The organism is Burkholderia sp. AU15512 (genome assembly GCF_002223325.1).
In the GTDB taxonomy this organism is placed as follows: domain Bacteria; phylum Pseudomonadota; class Gammaproteobacteria; order Burkholderiales; family Burkholderiaceae; genus Burkholderia.
On sequence record NZ_NKEX01000006.1, the window covers coordinates 1440165 to 1459065 of the forward strand.

An 18901-nucleotide genomic window follows, 5' to 3' on the forward strand; every position below is an offset into this window, starting at 1 on the left:
AATCAACGGCATCGCGCCTGCTGGCGCTTTTCGCGCGAATCGCCGTCGACGAGTTTGAAATACGCGGGGCCGGCACGCGCGTCTCGCGGCGCAGCATGATGGCCATTCCCACGCGACCGGACACCCCCGCGGTTCGACCGGATGCAGGCCCAACGGTAGGTCGCGGCGGCCGTCCACGCATGCGGTCGGCAGCTTGCCGACGATACGGTACGCAAGCGGCCCGTCGGCGGCACGCGCAATCCTCGGTCCCGCGCCCCGCTGCCTCGTTCGCGTGCGATGCTGGCCAGTCGCACTTCATTGCAGCCCGCCACGATGAATCAATTATGAAAAGGCAGCGGCCCCGACGATGTGTGCTGTCGCACATTGCGACGCTCACCTGTCGCGCACACCGCCCCATAGCGCGCGCCGGACTTGCGAATCCGGAGCGTGAGTACGCTTTCGAACAGACCGCCGGAGCGCGCATCCGGATGATGAAGATCGCCACGCCGTACGGAACGATCGCGTTCGTGCAGCGCGGCATGCCGAAGGCATCACGCGAGGACAGCATCATGGAATGGCATTGTTGTGAATTCGAACATCTGAGCGCCGTCGATCTCTATGCAATCCTGCGCGCGCGCAACGCCGTGCTGGTGGTCGAAGACGCCCACACGCATCTCGACATCGACGGCAAGGACGCGGGCGCGCTGCACGTCTATGCGAGCGCGAGCGACGGCGACACGACGGAAGTCGCCGCCTACGCGCGCATCCTGCCCGGCGACGACATCGATCCGGACGTCATGATCGACAAGGTGCTGACGAGCGAAAGCTGCCGCGACGACGAGACGCTCGAGCGCTTGATCGAGCGCGCACTCACCGCTGCGCAGGCCGCATGGCCGGACACCGCGGTGCGCATGCACGTCCCCGCGCCGCGTCAGGCGTTCTACAAACGGTTCGGATTCCGCAAGGCCTACGGTCCGTATCTCGAACTAGGGGCGCCGTTCGTCGGCCTGATCCGGCCGGCCGACCGTACGGCCGGTGCGCTGCGTCACCTGCTGTCGCGCGCCGTTTCGTTCTCGCGCGACGACGATACGCGCGCCGACGGCCGCCCTCACACCCGGCTGCCCGCCGATACCGGAGCGAACCGATGACCCGCGCCCTTCACCCGGTTCCCGAACCCGATCTGCCGAATATCCTGCCGGTGATTCTCGCCGGCGGTTCCGGCACGCGGCTGTGGCCGCTGTCGCGCGAGCAGTATCCGAAGCAGCTGATCGAGCTGGTCTCGAACGAGTCGCCGCTGTCGGCGACGGCGCGCCGCCTGAACGGCATCGCGAACGCGTCGCTCGGCGACACGCTGCTACTCGTATGCGGCGAACAACATCGCTTCATGAGCGCCGAGCAGGTACACGGCCGCTCGGCGCCTGCCCGCATCCTGCTGGAGCCCACGGCGCGCAACACGGCGCCCGCGCTGACGCTGGCCGCGCTCGATGCGAACGCGCTCGCGAACGATCCTGTCCTCGCCGTGATGCCGGCCGATCACGTGATCGCGGATGTCGCCGCGTTCCAGGACGCGGTCGCACGCGCGGCGCGTTATGCGCAGGAAGGCGCGATCGTCACGCTTGGCGTGCTGCCGCGCCGCGCTGAGACGGGCTACGGCTACATCCAGGTCGGCGAGCCGCGCTCGGGCCGCCACGGCAGCCACGGCGGCTACGCGATCGGACGCTTCGTCGAAAAACCCGATGCGACGCTCGCCGAGCGCTACCTGCAATCGGGCGATTACTGGTGGAACAGCGGAATCTTCGTCACGCGCGCCTCGGTCTGGCTGAAAGCGATCGGCGCACTCGCGCCGGACATCCATGCCGCTTGCGACAGCGCGTGGCGCGCGGGCGTCGCCGACGATCCGTTCTTCCGGGTCGATGCGGCCGCCTTCGATGCGTGCCCATCGGATTCGATCGATTATGCGGTGATGGAGCGCCTCGCGGAACACACCGAACTCGGCATCGAAGGCATTGTGGTGCCGCTCGCGGCCGGCTGGTCGGACGTCGGCACGTGGGACGCGATCTGGGAAATCATGCCGAAGGACGATCACGGCAACGTCGCGCGCGGCTCGATCGTCTTCGAGGATACGCAGGACAGCCTCGTGCGTTCGGAAGGCCGCCTCGTCGCGTGCGTCGGGATGAAGGACGTCGTCGTGATCGAGACGGCCGATGCCGTGCTGGTCGCGAACAAGCACGACGTGCAGCGCGTGAAGAACATCGTCGCGCGCCTGAAGAGCGACCGGCGCCCGCAGGTGAGCGAGCACCGCAAGGTGCAGCGGCCGTGGGGCCATTACGATTCGATCGATCTCGGCGAGCGCTTCCAGGTGAAGCGGATTGTGGTCGAACCCGGCAAGCAGCTGTCGCTGCAGATGCACTATCACCGCGCCGAGCACTGGATCGTCGTGCGCGGCACCGCGAAGGTGACGCGCGGCACCGAGACGTTCCTGCTGTGCGAGAACGAATCGACCTACATCGCCGTCGGCGAAGTGCATCGGCTCGAGAATCCCGGCCGGATTCCGCTCGAAATCATCGAGGTTCAATCGGGCAACTATCTCGGCGAGGACGATATCGTGCGGTTCGAGGATCAGTACGGGCGGGCAGTCGTCGGGACCGCGCCGCCGCACCCGTCGCTCGCCTCGCGCGAACCGGACGAGGAAGCCGCGGAACGCGACGTCATCCGGTAAGTGCATGCGGATTGCGACGGCGTGTGCGACGCCAACACCTGCCGCCGCGCGAACAACGGGCGGCCGCCTGTTCTTCGCCTGGCGCCGCCGGCCCACGCAACGCATGATCAGTGGAGGCCGCCTTGCGGCCAGCGCGGCCGCCTGAGGGACTCGCGCACGCGCGGCAACACCGACGTGTCCGCGCCGATCGCGCCGCCTGCCGCCGACAGCGGCTGAAGCGCGGCGCCCGCACATGGCGTGCCCTTCGCCTGCTGTGCCGATGCCCCCACCTGCCGGCCGGCCGCGCAATCGTGCGCAGGGTCGATCCGGACCGGCATTCCGCCGATCCCCGACAGTTGATTGTCCGCGAGCCGCACGCCCGACACGTTTCCCCACAGGCGAATGCCGTCGAACCGCGCATGCGACACGCGATTGCCGATCACGGTCACGCGCGACACCGAACCCGACCACGTGCTGACCTCGATCGCCGCCTGCTGCGTGACCGGGCGAGCATCGGCCCGATCCGTCGCCGTCTGGATATCCGCGATCGAATTACCCTCGATGCGGATGTCGGACGAGCCGGCAGTGCGATTGCTGTCTTCCTGGGCGACCAGAATGCCGGAGCTCACCTGTACGTTGCGCACGACGTTGTTCGAGATGGTGACTTCCGCACCGCCGACTACCGTGATGCCCCGCCCCCACGGATTGCCCTCCAGCGAGTTGCCGGTAATCAGCACGTTGCGCGTCAGCACGCCTTCCGCCTGATAACTCACCACGGCGATCATGTCGTCGCCGGTGCCGCGCACGACGTTGCCCTGCACCAGCACGTTGCGCGAGCCGTGCGTCATGTGGATACCGTCCGCCAGCGTCGACAGCACCTCGTTGCCGACGATCGCGACATCCGCGCCGCCGAACACGAAGATCCCGCCTCCCGCGCCGCCGTCGATGACGTTGTCGAGCACCTGCACACCGCGCCCCGTCACCTCGACCTTCGACGACTCCGGCGTCGTGAGGCGTGTCGTGCCGGTTCCGGTGAGCCGGAAGCCGACGAGCGTCGTACCGTCCCCGCTCATCTCGATCGTCTGGTCGCCGGGAGTGGTCGCGATCAGCGTCGCGCCGTAGCCCGACAACACCACCTGCCGCTGCCGCACGACCAGCGACCGGCCGACCACATACCGGCCCGGCGCGAACACCAGTCGCTGGCCCGGCTGCAACGCGTCCAGCGCATGTTGCAGCATGTCGGCCTGATCGGCCGCGTCCGCGGCGGGACGAACGACCGCATCCGGTACAGTCGCATGAAGCGCACCAGGCGCGGACGTGCCGGATGCCGCCGCGGCACCGCCCGGCCCCGCCAGCCCGCCTGCCGCGCACATGGCGGCGAGCGCTGCGCGCACGAGAAACGTGCCACGTGATCTACGCATATCGAGTCGACTCCCTGGAATGACTTCGAACCTGCCGGCCCGCGCATCCGAATCGCTGCATGCCGACCGAGTTGTCCTCCGACGATACCGTCGATTGGACCATTCGAACCCGCCGCGCTTCAGTGCGTCAACAGACCAATACATCCTGCCCGCGCGGCGTATCGGGTATCCGGCTTGCCGTTGACGCTTCATCGCGCTTTCGCTGAAGCGGATCGCGAAACGGTAGGCTCGCGAACCGAATGCCGATCGACGACGCGTATCATGGCCGCCATGCGATGCGACCGTGCTCCGGGGCACCGCACCCCGCGCGCCGGGCACCCGGATCGTCCGCACTTCGCTCGTCCAGAATCCGTTCATGACCACCCTGACCATCGCAATCTGCAACTACAACCACGGCGCGTACCTGCGCGAAGCGATCGATTCGGCGCTCGCACAAAGCGCGCCCGGCATCCGCGTGCTGGTCGTCGACGACGGTTCCACCGACGATTCGCGCGACATCATTCGCTCGTACGGCGAGCGCGTGACGGCGGTGTTCCAGGAGAATCGCGGTCAGGTCGCCGCATACAATCGCGCGATCGAGCATCTCACGACGCGCTACGTGATCCTGCTCGACGCCGACGACCTGCTCTATGCCGACGCCGCGGCCCGCGTGCTGGCCGCGTTCGCCTCCGGCGACTTCGTGAAGGTGCATTTCCGGCTCGACGTGATCGCGCGGGACGGTGCGGTGACCGGGGCCAGCGTACCGCAGTCGGCCGTCGACACCGATTGCGGCCGCCTGTTGCGCGCAGGCTGGCTATACCCGTCGCCGCCCGCATCGGGCAACGCGTATCGGGTCGATGCGCTCAAGCGCATCTTTCCGGTGCCTGTCACCCCGGACAATCTGCACGGTGCGGATTTCTACGCGATCTACGGTATCGCGTTGCTCGGCAACGTGCACATGATCGATGCGACGCTCGGCGGCTATCGCGTCCACCAGCAGCCAGGGACGCGCCCGTCCGTCGACACGCCGGCGCTTGCGCTCACCAATTCGGAAGACGCCGCGACAGGCGCGCTGAAAGCCGAACGCCGGTGGGCGACGCTGCGCATGCTCGCCGCCACGCGGCTGCACGAAGCATTGCCGATCGCGCCGCTCGACTTCGCGATCGAGAAGGCCCGCTTCGCCAGCACGCTCTATCACGCCCCGCTCGTGCGGCGCTGGCGCTGGTTCCTGTGCGAATCAGGACGCTACTGGCAAACCGTGCTGCGCAACCCGTTCTGGGGCGTTGCCAAGAAAGCGGCCGTAGCCGGGCTGTCGCTCGCATGCTTGCTGCCGTCGGCAACGCTCAGCAACCGCGCGATTCGCTATATCTCCAATCCGCTCGCGCGCGTGCGGAAGTCATCCGGCCATCACGCCGACGCGCGATAGCGTCGCCGAATCGCGCATTCGGTAAGCCATCGCACCCAGTGGGTCGCGCATGCGCTGCACAATGATCCGGACCAGTGGATTCACGCGCACTGACCGGACTTCGTCGTTGTCCCGGCTCCAGTCGTCGTAGTCGAACGCCGGTTTCGATGTTCGGAGGAATCGCGCCTGCACGTATGTCGCGGTATGGATTCCTCACGCTGCATCGTGTCCGGCGCCCTGCGGCAAGGTCGGCTCGGCATTCCAGCGGCGGAAACCATCACGCTGCCTCGTCGGCGCCAACCAGCGACTGTGACAGCAGGATCCAATGGCCGCGACTGCCATGCATTTATCAATCAGGAATGCATAGTTTCACGAACCGGATATCGAGACCGCAAGATTCGCCGGCGACTCATCGTCACGACGTGCGATGAATCTGCGAGCGAATCGCTGGACCCACAGATGACCCAACAAAAGATCGTTCATATCGCCGAAGCATTCGGTGGCGGCGTGCTTTCGATGCTGACCCATCTCGCCAACCATGCCGCAGCGACCGGCGTCGACGTGACGGTTCTGCACTCGATCCGACCGGAAACCCCGACCGATTTTTCGACGCTGTTCCTGCCCGGCGTGAAGCTCGTGTACGTCGACATGGCGCGCGAGGTGAGCGTCAAACAGGATCTGCGGAGCGTGCGTGCGCTGGCCCGGAGCCTGCGCGACTGCAAGCCGACCGCGATTCATCTGCACTCGTCGAAGGCCGGCGTACTGGGGCGAATCGCCGCCCGGATCGCCGCCCCGAACGCGAAGGTGCTCTACTCGCCGCACGGACTCTCGTTCCTGCGTCGCGACGTGTCGCGCATGAAGCAGTACGCCTATCTGAGCTTCGAACGCATCGCGGCGCACATCGGCGGCACCATCGTCGCGTGCTCGGGCAGCGAGCTCGCCGAGATCAGGGGAAAGGTCCGCGCGAAATCGACGGTCCTGGTGGAAAACGGTGTCGATGTGGCGGAGATCCCGCCGCGTCGAATGCGCGACGATCGCAAGGTCGTCATCGGGATGAGCGGTCGGGCATCGTACCAGAAGAATCATCAGGCATTCGTGCGACTCGCCGACATGCTGCACGACGCGGACGTCGAGTTTCTCTGGATCGGCGGCAACGCGGCCGAGATTCCGGATCCCGGCCAGCGCGGAGCCATCGTCTGCAGCGGCTGGATACCCCGCGCACGTGCGCTCGCGCTGACCGCGGAACTGGACATCTACGTCCAGACTTCCCGCTGGGAAGGCATGCCGGTCGCGCTGATCGAAGCGCAGGTCGCCGGCATACCGGCCGTGGTGACGGACGTCGTGGGCAATCGCGACGTGGTGATTCACGGCGTGACCGGCTACGTCGCGTCGAACGCCGCCGAGATGGCCGCGTATCTAACGACGCTGCGCGACGACCGGCAGCTTCGCGAGCAAATGGGCGCGGCAGCGCGAAAACGGGCGATTCAGCGGTTTTCGATGAACGCGATTTTCCGGCAGTGGAATGCGCTCTACGGACTGGATACCGAGGAGCCGCGTGTCGACACGCGCGACTTCAAGCCGGTCGCACCGGATCACGTCAAAGCCTGATTCCGAATTCGATATCTTCTTGTTGACATGATCACTTTCAATAAACCGAAGCAACTCGTCTATAACGGCCGCTTCACCACGCAGAAGACGACCGGGGTGCAGCGCGTCGCGCGCGAGCTGATTGCCGCATTGATCAAGTTTCAGCCGCAGGATCCGGTGACCGTGCTGGTGCCTCCGCAACCCGGCGTCGAGGTCAGCGGCGCGAGGACGGTCAAGGTCGGCTTTTACAAGGGCGTGGTCTGGGAGCAGTTGGTGCTCCCGTTGTTCGCTCGCCGAGGCCGCATCGTCAATCTCAGCAATTCGGCATCCGTTTTCATCGGCAACCAGATCATCTACATGCACGATGCGGCGGTGTTCGACACGCCCGCACATTTCTCACGCCCGTTTCGCGTGTGGTACCGGATCATGTTCTGGATCCTCGCGCGAACCTCCGTTTGCGTGCTGACCAACTCCTATTTCTCACGGGATCGCCTTGCGCATCATTGCGGCGTGCCCGCGGAGAAGATCAGCGTCGTGCCGCTCGGTGCGGATCATCTCGATGCGCTGGAAGCGGACACGAGCGTGCTCGACAAGCATGCGCTGACACCCGGCCGCTTCGTGCTCGCGGTCAGCAGCATGAATCCGACCAAGAACTTCGGGCGGCTGATCGCGGCTTTCCGGCAGATCGACGATCCGTCGGTCGATCTCGTCATCGTCGGCATGCAGAACGCCACCGTATTCGGCAAGCAGGATCCTCTGTCGGCCGCCGAACCGAACGTCAAGTACGTCGGCTACATCAGCGACGAGCAATTGAAGGCGCTGTATCAGAACGCGGCGTGCTTCCTGTATCCGTCGATCTATGAAGGCTTCGGCATACCGCCTCTCGAGGCGATGCGCTGCGGCTGTCCGGCGGTCGTCGGCAAATCGGCCGCGCTGCCGGAAGTCTGTGCCGATGCGGCACTGTACTGCGATCCGTATTCCCAGGACGACATCGCACGGCAATTGCGGACCCTGCTCGATTCGGCCGAGCTCAGGGCCGAGCTCAAACGCAAGGGCAGCCTGCACGCGGAGAAATATCGCTGGCGCCGAAGCGCCGAGATGATGACGGAGATCTTCGAGGGGCTGTAGCGTTTCATCGCACGCCGGCGCCGCAACGGACGCCGGCGTGCCCGGCCGGCCGTACTGCTTATCCTGCGCTGATCGCGCTGCCGTTCGCGATCCGACCATTCGCAAACAAGCGCGTGCCCAGATACGACCGGATCGGTTCCTCGACGAATTTCGCGAGGACAGCGGCGGCCGCCATCGACAGCAACGCGGCAAGCATCGCCGTTCTGACAATGTGGCTCTCGGCCTGCGGCGCATACGCGAACACCAGCCTGCCGACCGGATAGTGCACACAGTAAAGCGGATACGAGATCCAGCCGAGGAACGCGCTGATCCGTGCAATCGTCTTGCCGCTCGGCGCGAGCGTCGCACCGCGATAGACCAACGCGGGGGCGACGAACAGCAGGATCGCCGCCGAATACGTTCCCTTGATCGACGTCGGAAACGCAATGACCAGCGCGAAGGCGACAAACAGCATGTAGTCGTTCTTGACGAGCCTGGCGATGAACCAATGCGGCTTCGCCGGGAGATTCGCCTCGTACATCTTTCCGATTGCCACGCCCAGGAGGAACCCGTAGCCGACCCGGAAGAATCCGCCCATGAAATTGTCGGCCGACCAACCCTGATTGAGGATGATCGAGACCTTGCCGTTGTCGAGGCCCACGAGCACGCCGTACACGACGAAAGCACCGAAGCACGCGTATGCCAGCCTCATCAGGCGCCGCTCGCTCATCCTGATTGCGGCGATCAGCGCGACGCTCGCCACCAGCTCGAAGAACAGTGACCACGCCGGAGGATTCAGCGGAAACGCGCCGGGATCGTCTACCGCCGGCAAGCCGTGACCCGCGGCGCCGGCAAATCCGGATACCAGGAAACGGCCGAAATACGGAACGAAAAAATAATTCTGCCCGGCGGCTGCCGCCAGGTTGCCCAACGAAAACGCCGCCGACGATTGAATTCGCATGACGACGAGACTCACCAGCCCTATCGTCATCCCGATGCCTATCATCGGATACAGACGAATCACGCGTCGCTTCAGATACGCGCCCTGCCACGCTCCCTGAAGCAGTCTTTCGCCGTAAGAGTACGTGAGGATGAATCCGCTCAGCATGAAAAATACGTCTACCGAAAGATAGGCGCTCTGCAGTATCGGAATCGGCAGATCCTCGAGGAAATGCATGAACATCACGCTGATGGCCGCGATACCGCGCAATCCGTCCAGCGTTTCGAATTTCTGTTTATGTGTAGCCATGGACGGTAGCGGCAACCGAAAAATGATCAAGCGACTCGATGATGTCGATTCGGCGCGGCATGCCCCGTCGCGCGTGCCGGTGCCCTGGCAAACCAGCGGAATACGCCGATCAACAGGACGACCGGCACGAAATTCCGCCCGCTGAACAGGTTCGGCGTTCGCATGATTTCCATGACCGAGACGAACAGCACCGCATGGATACAGCACCAGCACCCGTTTCCGGTCCGCCAGCCCGCATAGCTTCGGCCAATCGCCCAGCCGAGCACGATCGCATCGAGCAAACCTAACCATCCCCACTCGTAGAAGTGGACGAAAATTCCTGACGGATTGTTGAACTCGGGGTCGGCGTAGCTGTTCAGGAACAGGTTGATGCTGTCGCTCGAGTCGAGCCACGGCTGCAACGTCGCGCCGATGACGGGGAAGCGCAGCAGCCAGTCGAACGTGAACATCGGGTGGCCCTGGTTCCAGCCCAGCACACTCACGATTCCTGCGCCGTTGTTCAATGCAGTCGAGTAATACAGGCCCAGACGCTCGAGGGCAAAATCGAACAGGTTGTCGTAGATGTTGACGTAATAGGCTTCCCACGACCGGTTGTACTCGTTCGCGATGAACAGGCCGAACAGCAACGGAATCGCCGCATAAGGACCGAGCGTCAGCAGACGAGCATACCGTCCGCCGAGCCGGAACCGCACGACCATGAGCGCAAGCGGCATCACCATCTCGATCAGTGCAAGCCGTTCCGCGAAGATGAAGCTGCGCAGCAGCGTCAGCACCGCGAGCACGGCGAAATAGATCTTGTAGCGATTCAGGCCCTTTACCGGTGTCCTGAACACATAGAAATACAGCACGACAAACGGTGCCGTGGCCTGCGTGAACGTGCTGAGGCCCGTGATGCGCCCTTTCAGTTCAAGCATGTCATATGCATTCGCTTCGCCTCGCACGAACGCGATCAGCAGCGCCGGATGCAACAGGATGCCGCTCAGCAACAGCGCATAACCGAACAGCGCGAGCGCGAAGACGAAATCGAGCACGCGGGGCGACAGCGTCACTGCGGCGGGAGGCGGCCCGCGCCGCGTCCGAACCTCGGTCGTCGCGAGCCACGCCGCCGCCGTCAGCGCGATCAGGAACAACGCGCCGACAAACGCGTAGTAGCTGTCGAAATAGATCCGTGCGATCGATTTCTGGTCACCGAGCAGGCTCAGTGAAAGCAGGCCATACAGCGGCAGGATGAACATCAGCACGAGCCGCGCCGGATCTTCCCACCAATAGCCCGTATAACCGCCGGCGTGATCGCTCCTGCTTGCCGCTCTGCGCCGTGTTACCGCCCGCTCCCGCGGCCCGCCCCCCGTGCTGCCCGCTCGCCCGCTCACGACGCGCGCTCCACGCTTTGCCGCTGCGCCATCGCTCCGGCGTATCCGGACGCGGCCTGATGCGTATTCGTATCCGAGTAGCCGTAGTCGTACCGCCCCGGCGCGCCCTGGTAATCGTTCAGGATCACGCCGCGCACATCGATATGCGCGTGCTCGAGCCGTCGCGCGCTTTCGTCGAGCTCCGTCAGCGTCGTCACGCCGCTACGCGCGACGAGGAACACCGTGCCCGCCAGACGCCCCAGCACCAGCGCATCGGCGACCGGCAGCAGCGGCGGGCCGTCGAGCACCACCATGTCGTAGCGCGACGCGAGCTGCCCGATTAATTCGGCGAACGCGGGCTGCAGCAGCAGTTCGCCCGGATCGGAAACGACGCTGCCCATCGCGATGAAATCGAGGCCCGGTGTGACACCGCGCTTGATTGCCTCGTCGAGCGCATGGGTGCCCGCCACCACGTCCGACAGCCCCGGCGCGCGGCTATAGCGGAACCGGTCGTGCAGCGAACCCTTGCGCAGATCGGCGTCGATCAGCAGGACCCGCCGTTTCGCGGCACCGGCGAGCGACGCAATATTCGCAGCGACGAACGACTTGCCGACGCCCGTCGTCGGCCCGGAGATCAGCACGACCGGATTCGACGCGGCCGGCATCGCCAATTGCAGCGACGCGCGCAGACCGCGCAGGCTTTCGAGCGCGGCGTCCTGCGCGCCGACCGGCGCAATCGATGTGCGCGGACCGGGCCGGCCGGCCTTGGACCGCAGTTCCGCTGCCGCCGCGATCGCGCTGTGCGGGACGGTCGCGAATACCGGCAGCCCCGTCGCCCATTCGATTTCTTCCGCGTCGCCGATCGTGCCGACGACACGCTGCCGGGCGATCACGATCGCCGCGCCAGCCAGCAGGCCCACCATCAGGAGACCGACCACCGCAACCCCGCGATGCGGACCAATCGGCTGCTCGGCGATCTTCGCCGTATCGACGATCCGCACGGTGCCGGTCTTGCTGGCACGCGCGAGGACCATCTGCTGGCGCGTATTGAGCAAGTTCGTGTACAGCGCGGTATCCACGGCCACGTCGCGCTGCAGTTGCAGCACGCCCTGCTCCACGGTCGGCAGCTGCTGGATCTGCTTGCGTGTCGTGTCGAGCGAACGCTGCGCATCGGCGAGCTGCGCATCGACGGCGGCAACCGCCGGATGCTTCGGCATGAAGCGCGTCATCAGTTCCTCACGCCGCTGCTGCAGCGTCTGCACGCGCGTCTCGATGTCGACTGCCTGTTGCCGCAGTGCCAGCGCTTCGTCGCTCGTATTGACCGTCCCGTGCGATGCACGGAATGCATTGAAGCGGTTTTCCGCCGCCTCCAGTTGGGCCTTCAACTGCGGCAACTGGCCGTCCATATAGCGGATCAGCTTGTCGGCCGCCTCGGACTTGCGTTGCGTGTTCTGCGCCAGATACGCGTCGCCGATCGCGTTCAGCACGCGGCTATCCTGCACGGGATCGGTGCCGTCGAGCGTCACGCCAACCATGTTCGACTGCTTGCCGCGCTCCGAGATCAGCGCGTTCTTCTGCAGCCACGTGGACGCCTCCTCGTCGCTGTAACGCGTCAGGTCGAAGCGTGCACCGGGCTTGCCGGCCACACCGCGCACGAACACGTCGATCGCGCCTTCCGGCGTCTCGACGTGCAACGGCTGGCCGATACGGCCCTGCCACATCGGCCCTTTCCGGCCGAACAGGCCGGTGCGCTGCAGCGTATAGGCGCCGTCATCGCCGACGGTCAACGCGAAGCGCTTGCCAAGCAGTCGTTTCGGCACGTCGAAGGTCGGCACGTCGATGCGCTCGGTGCCGTACACGTATCCGCCCGGCAACGGCGACGACAACCCGTCGGCGGCATTCACGAATCGCCAGCCGATCAGCGGCAGGTAATGCGGTCGGGTGTCGAGCGCGAGGTTGGTGCTGTCGATCGCGCGATCGAGCACCGCGCGGGATTTCAGCACCTCGATCTCCGTCGATGCATCCGTCTTCAGATCGAACACCGACGATGGATCGCCAGGCGGCGACGTCTGCTTCGAGTCGGTCTGGCTTTGCTCGACCTGGAACAGGATGTCGGTGCGGTAGACGGGGGCCGCGCACAGCGCATACAGGCCTCCGGCAATCGCGCCCGCAAGCGCCGTGCAAAGGATCAGGCGCCGGCCGCCATACAGCACGCTCCAGTAGCGGCGCACCGAATGGGACGGCCGCGGAATGCGCCCGCTGTGCGAGTCAGGCAGGGTCGAAGTATTCATACAGCCTCAGTCCCGTATGGCGCGACGCACCGTCGCGGTCACAAAATCCGCCGCGAATATCACGGCGAAATGGCCTTCGCCGTCAGCGCACCTTGCGCGGACGATGGAATCAGCAGGTTCACGACGCGGCTCCAGCGCACGAGCGACGACGCATCGACGAACACGACGTCGCGCCGCTCGAGCGGAAACTGGTCGGCGAGCGCGAACGACGCGGGCGAACTGCCGTCGAGGTGGTACACCCGCGGTCGGTTGTCCGGGCCACGGCGCACGACGAACACCTGGCGCGCGTCGGACGTGTACTGACTGACGCCGCCCGTGTCGCCGAGCGCCTCGCCGAGGCTCATCCGGCCGTCAGTCAATGTCAGCGTCGCGGGGCGCGACACCTCGCCGAGCACGAACACCTTCGCGTCGCTCGCCGCGCGCACGCGCACGAGATCGCCGTCGCGCAGCAGGATGTTCGACGGATTCACGCCCGCCGAAATCAATGCGGGCAGGCTCACGTTCACGGTCTTGTCGCCGCGCGTCACCGAAACCTGAGAGCGGTCTGCCGTCGGGGTGAAACCGCCCGCACGGTCGATCGCCTCGGGCAGCGTCATCGGCATGTCGTTGACGATCTGCAGACCCGGCGTGCGCACCTCGCCGTCGAGATAGACGCGCTTGCTGCGGTAGCTCTGCACGCGCAGCGAGAGCTGCGGCTTGCGCACGTATTCGCCGAGCCGCTTCATCAGCAGCGCGCCTGCCTGCGCCTCGGTCAACCCGGCCACGTGAACGAGGCCCGCGTAAGCGAACTGCACGTTGCCGTTCGCATCGACCGTGTAGCCCGTCGCGACCGAGCTGGCGCCGACCCCGTCGCCGCCACCGACCGTCTGCGTCGTCGGCAGGTTCAACTCGGGGTGGTCCCAGACGACGATGCCCAGCACATCGCCAGGGCCGATCGTGTACGGCACCGGCTTGCCGAACAGCTGGCGGATCTCCGCGTCGACGTTGGCCGGCCGCCCCGCATGATGCTGCGCGACGAAGGCCGGCGTGATCTCGATCAGATCCTCGCTCGACACGTTCTGCACGCCGTCGAGGCCGCCCGATCCCGATGCGTCGGCGCTCACGCGCGCATTCGCGTCGCGCTCGGCCGGCGGGTGATAAGTCATGCCGGGCGACAGCGCGCATGCGCTCAGTGCGCACGCGGCGGCCGCGATCGCCAGGCGCGACCGCCACGATGCGCGACGGGCGATGGTCCGGCCTGGCCTCGGCGTGCCGAGCGTCGATTCCGGTTGCGTGGTGATTGACATGATGTCCTTCCAAAACTGTGCGGTAACCCGCCGAACGCGGCGAATTCCGGCATTACGCTTGCCCAGCGCGGCTCGCATTGCATCGCCGCACCGCCCTCTTCACCGCACGTCACTCCATACGATTCGTCATGAACTTCTCTTCATCGCTTTCGTCGTTCGTCTGCATCGTGTCGGCCGGCTTCGTCTGTACCGCCGGTGCGCAGACGCTGTCCAGCAGCCCCGCCGACACCCCGTCCTTTGCGTCGTCGACGCTACCGGGCCCGGTGCCGCCCCAGCGTTCGGCGCAAGCGGCGGTCGCACGCGCGGCCGCCGAACCTGCCACGCCCGCATCCGCGAATGCCGCGCCCGCGCTCACGCGTCCCGCCGCGAGCGCCGCCGGTCAGCCCGACCCGCGCGCCCACAGCACGTTGCGCCGGCCGCTCGTACCGGCGCGCCCGCATCGCGCGCAGGTGGCCGGCACACCGGCCGACGACGCATGGGGCAGTGGCACGTTGTACGCATCGCCCTACGCGAAATCACCCTTTGACGCGCCAGCCGATCCGGACTGAAGCACCCGGCCGGGCATGCCTCGGCATGACCGCGCATGCATCGATAAGGGATTGGACACCACGGCAAACGGCGCGTCTGTGAGCAACCCCACCGAACGCCCATCTTCATACGCGGGCGCGATCGCACCCCGACGCGCCACTGCGAGCAACGCATGCGGCACAGCGCCCGTCACGGCCGGCCGACCGACACGCTCCCGTACGATCCTGCGGCCGCTTCGAGGGTGGCAGGATCGGAAACGCGCACGACCGGCCTCGCCGAATCACGGCCGAGCGCCTGCATGCAAAGCCCGATCACGATGTCCGTGCCGACCGCGCCGTACACCGCGTGATCGACCTGCGGCTCGAGATGCAGTCGCACGTGACGCGAGCGCCTGAACGCGCGCTCGATCGCACCGAAGTGGCGCCGCACGTCGTCGATGCCGGGATCGAGCGCGCCGTACACCAGCGTCGTCCGGACATTGCGTTGCGCCAGCACGTGCATCACGCCGCGTGGCGTACCGGCGCGCGGCTTCCAGCCGAAGCGCGCGGCGGCCTCTTTCATCGGCACGCTGACCCGCGCGATCGCATTGGCGGCGACGGCCCCCACGATCGGTCGCAAATCGCGCCGTTCGCGCACGAGGCCCTTCCACTTTTTCCAGTCGCGCACCGATAGCCAGTAGCCGCGCACCGAATTGTTCCGCTGCTTCTGCACCGCCTCCAGCGAGAGCCCGGCCGGCCACACGAAACGCGCCAGGTTGATCGCGATCACGCCGCCGAGCGACGGCGTCTTCACGGCCGCATGCAATGCCGCATAGGCGCCCGAACAGATGCCGGTTGCGATCACCTCCGGGTAGCCGAGTGCACGCAGCCAGTCCGCGGCGGCCGCCACGTCGTCGCTCGACTGCGGTGCATACACGACCGGCGCCTGGTCGTCGGGCGCGGCAGCCCCGCTGTCGCCCACGCCATGCACGTCGATCCTCAGCGTCGTCACGCCGGCGCGTGCGAGCGTGCGCGCGAGGCGCACGCTGAAGCGCCCTTCTCCGCTGCGCGGATTCGTCGACGTGTTCGCGATCACGAGTGCCGGAGCGACGGGATTTGCCGGCCCCGTATCGGCGGGACGGCACAGCACGCCGACCACCCGGTCCGGCCCTACCGCGACGACCTGCTCGGTCATGTCCGTCATGTCGAGCGCGACAGCCGGCGCTCCATTCCATGACGGGTCCAGCGGCCGCGCGGGGTCGATGCCTGTCGCCGCGCGCGGCGCCCGTTCGGCGATCCAGTTCGCGAGCGTGTCGATCGCCTCGAGCGGCAGGCGCGAGCGCGTACCGTCCAGCATCGTCGTCGACCATTCGCGGAACGAGTCGGTGGCCACGTCGACGCCGCGAGCGAGCAGTGCATCGCGCAACGCAGGGCCGTCCCCCTGATCCGGATCGATCAGCAGCACCGCGCCGGGCAACGTCGCTGCATCGCGCACGACGTCGCACAGATCGACCGCCTTCAGCGCATCGACGAAATCGTCGGGAAAGCGGTGCCCGAGCACGTTCATGCACGGTTCGTCGCGATGTGCGGCACGAATGGCCGGCGACGTGATGTCGAGCCACTGGCGATGCACGAACGACATCTCGCGCAGGTACGCGCGCCCACGCACGACGGGCGCGAAGGCCGCCAATGCGTCGACGCGCGGCGACGGACGCTGGCCGTTGCCCGCGGCGGCCAGCATCGCGAACAGCGCGCCCGCACGGATTCCGACGAGCGTCAGCGACGCGACACCGACCTGGTCGCGCAGCATGTCGATCGCATCGTGAATGCTGTCGATGCACGCGGCATAGCGACCGGCATCGAGATCGTCGCCCGCGGAGTCACCACTGCACGGATAGTTGAACCGCAGCACCGTGACGCCGTCGCCGGCAAGGCGTTCGGCGATCGCCCGCATGAGCTTGTGCGTCCACGATGCCTCGTGGCCCAATGCCTCGCACAGGACCACCCCTTGTGTCGTCTGTCCCTCGTGCAGCCACCCCACGCAGCTGCCGAATGTAATCGGCTTCAATCGGTACTCCTCGGATCGGTATTTTTATCGGACGCGGACGCGTGTTCCGGCGGCTCCACCGAAATGAGCGATTCCACGATCGTGCGACTGCTCGACGAACACACGGCGGCGCCCCCAGCCGCGCCCCTGCGCGGCCCGCCCTGTTTCGTTCGTTACCCTGCCCGCATGCCCGCGGGAGGTGATGTTGCGTGCCCGGCACGCCGTCACGGTTTGCGCCGGGAACCCGTGCAGCGTGAGCCAAAACTGTGCGCTCGATTAAAGCACCCGGTTCGAGCGTCCTTCGGTGCGCCAGCTTACAAATGGATTCATCACTGTCGCGATACGACGACGCGCGACGGTGTGCGCGGTGTCGGGATCCACGCATACGTGCGCACGGCATCCGCGAACGGTAGGCTCGCGAACACAGTCGTCTCGTGCGGCCGGTATCATGGCCGCCATACGATGATGTGGCCGTGCCCGGCGACGCCGGACGCGCCACCCACCCATGAATCCGGGTCAGCGCCGACCGGATGCACACACGCATCGCGGCCCCATGCCGCCGCACCGCGACACCCACGGCGCCGACCGAGCGAATGTCTAACCTCAAGAAGAACTTCCTGCTGCTGCTGACGTTGCAGATTTCGATGTACGCGGTGCCGCTGATGATCGCGCCGCTGCTGACGCACGCACTGGGGCCTGAAGGCTACGGCCAACTCGCGTTCTCGCTCGCGGTCATCGCCTACCTGACCAACTGCACGAGCTACAGCTTCGACCTGACCGCCACGCCGCGCATCGCGCTCGCCCGCGACGACCGCGCCGAGCGCTCCCGTATCTTCTGGGCGACGTTGTACGCCCAGATCGGCATCGCCGTCATCTGCTTCATCGTGCTGGTCGCGCTGACTTTCCTGTTCAAGCGCTTCGGCGAGGACCGCGATCTGCTGCTGATCGGTTTCGGCATGGTGGCCGGCGTGGCGTTTACGCCGGGTTGGTATTTCCAGGGCATGGAGAAACTGCGCGCGCTGAGCGTGATCCTGTTCATCGGCCGCATCCTGAGCCTGCCCGCGATGTTCGCGCTCGTGCACAGCCCGGCGGACATCGACCGCGCGATGATCGTCAACGCAGCCGTCCCGACGCTGTCCGCGATCGTGCTGGCCATCTACCTTTATGCGCAGCGCGAAATCGACTTCATTCGCGTGGAGTTCTCCGACATCGCGGAATCGCTGAAAGGCGGCTGGCAGGTGTTCCTCGCGTCGACGTCCATCGCGTTCTATGCGTCGACCAACACCGTGCTGCTCGGCTTCGTATCGGGCAACGTCGCGGCAGGCTACTTCGCCGCCGGCGACAAGCTGATCCGTGCGGCGCTCAGCATGCTGCAACCGCTGAAGGCCGCCACCTATCCGCGCATCAACTACCTGATGCGGCACGCGCGCAACGATGCGTTCTCGTTCCTGCGCAAGCTGTTCGTCGTGCAGGTTGCGATGGTGCTCGGCATCTCGCTCGCGATCTTCTTCGGCGCGCCGCTCGCCGTACGCATCCTGTATGGCCCTTCGTACGAACCGACGGTCCAGGTGCTGCGCTGGATGGCCTTCATTCCGTTCATGGCCGGCATGACCGACCTGTTCGGTGTGCAGACGATGCTGCCGCTCGGGATGAAGTCCGCATTCACGCGCATCCTGATGTCATCGGGCATTCTGAACATCGTGCTGGTACCCGTGCTCGCCAAGTACTTCGCCGAGCTGGGCGCAGCCGCCGCCGTGCTGACGGCCGAGGCGGCGGTCGCCGCAGCGCTCGCCACCGTCGTCTATCGCGCCGGGATTCCGCTTCCCGGCAGTCCGGTCGCGCGACGCGGCTAGCGCGAGGTGGCCGGCATCGGACGGTGTTCCGTTCGATGCGAGCGCAACGAACCGCACCGTGCCACACGCCCCCTGATTGCCCGCCGCCTCCGCACGCTCGCACACAGGTACTTCTTACTCCTCCGCGCACGCTCGATCGGGAAC

The 18901-nt window shown here is 66.2% G+C and carries 13 protein-coding genes; 7 read left to right on the top strand and 6 right to left on the bottom strand.

Features of this window, described 5'->3' with window-relative positions; all coding sequences use genetic code 11:
• Positions 1-548: 548 nt before the first annotated feature.
• Together CFB43_RS25805 and CFB43_RS25810 are read left to right on the top strand one after the other, a co-directional pair.
• Complete coding sequence (locus CFB43_RS25805) at positions 549-1127, top strand: drug:proton antiporter (protein WP_089498145.1); 579 nt, start codon at positions 549-551, stop codon at positions 1125-1127.
• A complete protein-coding gene (locus CFB43_RS25810; RefSeq protein WP_089497119.1) occupies positions 1124-2698 on the top strand; it encodes a mannose-1-phosphate guanylyltransferase/mannose-6-phosphate isomerase in 1575 nt (524 codons plus the stop codon). The genes CFB43_RS25805 and CFB43_RS25810 overlap by 4 nt, the downstream gene beginning before the upstream one ends.
• A 107-nt stretch (positions 2699-2805) precedes the next feature.
• On the opposite strand, the gene CFB43_RS25815 is transcribed toward CFB43_RS25810, so the two are convergent.
• Positions 2806-4098 (bottom strand): right-handed parallel beta-helix repeat-containing protein, encoded by a 1293-nt coding sequence (locus tag CFB43_RS25815; protein WP_089497120.1) that lies wholly within the window; start codon positions 4096-4098, stop codon positions 2806-2808.
• 355 nt (positions 4099-4453) lie between these two features.
• Between CFB43_RS25815 and CFB43_RS25820 the strand changes: the two genes are divergently transcribed.
• The 3 genes from CFB43_RS25820 to CFB43_RS25830 all read left to right on the top strand — a co-directional run bounded on the left by CFB43_RS25820 (position 4454) and on the right by CFB43_RS25830 (position 8197).
• Positions 4454-5503, top strand: coding sequence for a glycosyltransferase family 2 protein (locus tag CFB43_RS25820; RefSeq protein WP_089497121.1), 1050 nt, complete (start codon positions 4454-4456; stop codon positions 5501-5503).
• A gap of 438 nt (positions 5504-5941) precedes the next feature.
• On the top strand, positions 5942-7090 hold the full coding sequence (locus CFB43_RS25825) for a glycosyltransferase (RefSeq protein ID WP_089497122.1): 1149 nt from the start codon (positions 5942-5944) through the stop codon (positions 7088-7090).
• Between the two features lie 27 nt (positions 7091-7117).
• Positions 7118-8197 (top strand): glycosyltransferase family 4 protein, encoded by a 1080-nt coding sequence (locus tag CFB43_RS25830; protein ID WP_089497123.1) that lies wholly within the window; start codon positions 7118-7120, stop codon positions 8195-8197.
• Between the two features lie 58 nt (positions 8198-8255).
• Here CFB43_RS25830 and CFB43_RS25835 read toward each other — a convergent pair whose 3' ends face one another.
• Genes CFB43_RS25835 through CFB43_RS25850 form a run of 4 tightly spaced genes read right to left on the bottom strand, consistent with a single transcriptional unit; the run spans position 8256 to position 14351 of the window.
• On the bottom strand, positions 8256-9425 hold the full coding sequence (locus CFB43_RS25835) for an acyltransferase family protein (protein ID WP_089497124.1): 1170 nt from the start codon (positions 9423-9425) through the stop codon (positions 8256-8258).
• A gap of 26 nt (positions 9426-9451) precedes the next feature.
• A complete protein-coding gene (locus tag CFB43_RS25840) occupies positions 9452-10795 on the bottom strand; it encodes an oligosaccharide repeat unit polymerase (RefSeq protein WP_089497125.1) in 1344 nt (447 codons plus the stop codon).
• Entirely contained in the window at positions 10792-13065 is a 2274-nt protein-coding gene (locus CFB43_RS25845) for a polysaccharide biosynthesis tyrosine autokinase (RefSeq protein WP_089497126.1), read from the bottom strand. Before CFB43_RS25845 ends, CFB43_RS25840 begins: the two co-directional genes overlap by 4 nt.
• A gap of 59 nt (positions 13066-13124) precedes the next feature.
• The gene (locus CFB43_RS25850; RefSeq protein WP_089497127.1) at positions 13125-14351 is read right to left on the bottom strand and encodes a polysaccharide biosynthesis/export family protein; all 1227 of its coding nucleotides are present in this window, start codon (positions 14349-14351) and stop codon (positions 13125-13127) included.
• A 128-nt stretch (positions 14352-14479) separates the two neighbouring features.
• Between CFB43_RS25850 and CFB43_RS25855 the strand changes: the two genes are divergently transcribed.
• Positions 14480-14899, top strand: a complete 420-nt coding sequence (locus tag CFB43_RS25855; RefSeq protein ID WP_089497128.1) for a hypothetical protein — start codon at positions 14480-14482, stop codon at positions 14897-14899.
• 169 nt (positions 14900-15068) lie between these two features.
• Here CFB43_RS25855 and CFB43_RS25860 read toward each other — a convergent pair whose 3' ends face one another.
• Complete coding sequence (locus CFB43_RS25860; protein ID WP_089497129.1) at positions 15069-16925, bottom strand: serine aminopeptidase domain-containing protein; 1857 nt, start codon at positions 16923-16925, stop codon at positions 15069-15071.
• 572 nt (positions 16926-17497) lie between these two features.
• On the opposite strand from CFB43_RS25860, the gene CFB43_RS25865 reads away from it, so the two are divergent.
• Positions 17498-18757 (top strand): oligosaccharide flippase family protein, encoded by a 1260-nt coding sequence (locus CFB43_RS25865; RefSeq protein ID WP_089497130.1) that lies wholly within the window; start codon positions 17498-17500, stop codon positions 18755-18757.
• The last annotated feature ends 144 nt before the right edge of the window (positions 18758-18901 follow it).

Coding starts and splice junctions, on each gene's coding strand:
- CFB43_RS25805 (WP_089498145.1), top strand. CDS start 549: ATGGAATGGCATTGTTGTGAATTCGAACATCTGAGCGCCGTCGATCTC.
- CFB43_RS25810 (WP_089497119.1), top strand. CDS start 1,124: ATGACCCGCGCCCTTCACCCGGTTCCCGAACCCGATCTGCCGAATATC.
- CFB43_RS25815 (WP_089497120.1), bottom strand. CDS start 4,098: ATGCGTAGATCACGTGGCACGTTTCTCGTGCGCGCAGCGCTCGCCGCC.
- CFB43_RS25820 (WP_089497121.1), top strand. CDS start 4,454: ATGACCACCCTGACCATCGCAATCTGCAACTACAACCACGGCGCGTAC.
- CFB43_RS25825 (WP_089497122.1), top strand. CDS start 5,942: ATGACCCAACAAAAGATCGTTCATATCGCCGAAGCATTCGGTGGCGGC.
- CFB43_RS25830 (WP_089497123.1), top strand. CDS start 7,118: ATGATCACTTTCAATAAACCGAAGCAACTCGTCTATAACGGCCGCTTC.
- CFB43_RS25835 (WP_089497124.1), bottom strand. CDS start 9,425: ATGGCTACACATAAACAGAAATTCGAAACGCTGGACGGATTGCGCGGT.
- CFB43_RS25845 (WP_089497126.1), bottom strand. CDS start 13,065: ATGAATACTTCGACCCTGCCTGACTCGCACAGCGGGCGCATTCCGCGG.
- CFB43_RS25850 (WP_089497127.1), bottom strand. CDS start 14,351: ATGTCAATCACCACGCAACCGGAATCGACGCTCGGCACGCCGAGGCCA.
- CFB43_RS25855 (WP_089497128.1), top strand. CDS start 14,480: ATGAACTTCTCTTCATCGCTTTCGTCGTTCGTCTGCATCGTGTCGGCC.
- CFB43_RS25865 (WP_089497130.1), top strand. CDS start 17,498: ATGTCTAACCTCAAGAAGAACTTCCTGCTGCTGCTGACGTTGCAGATT.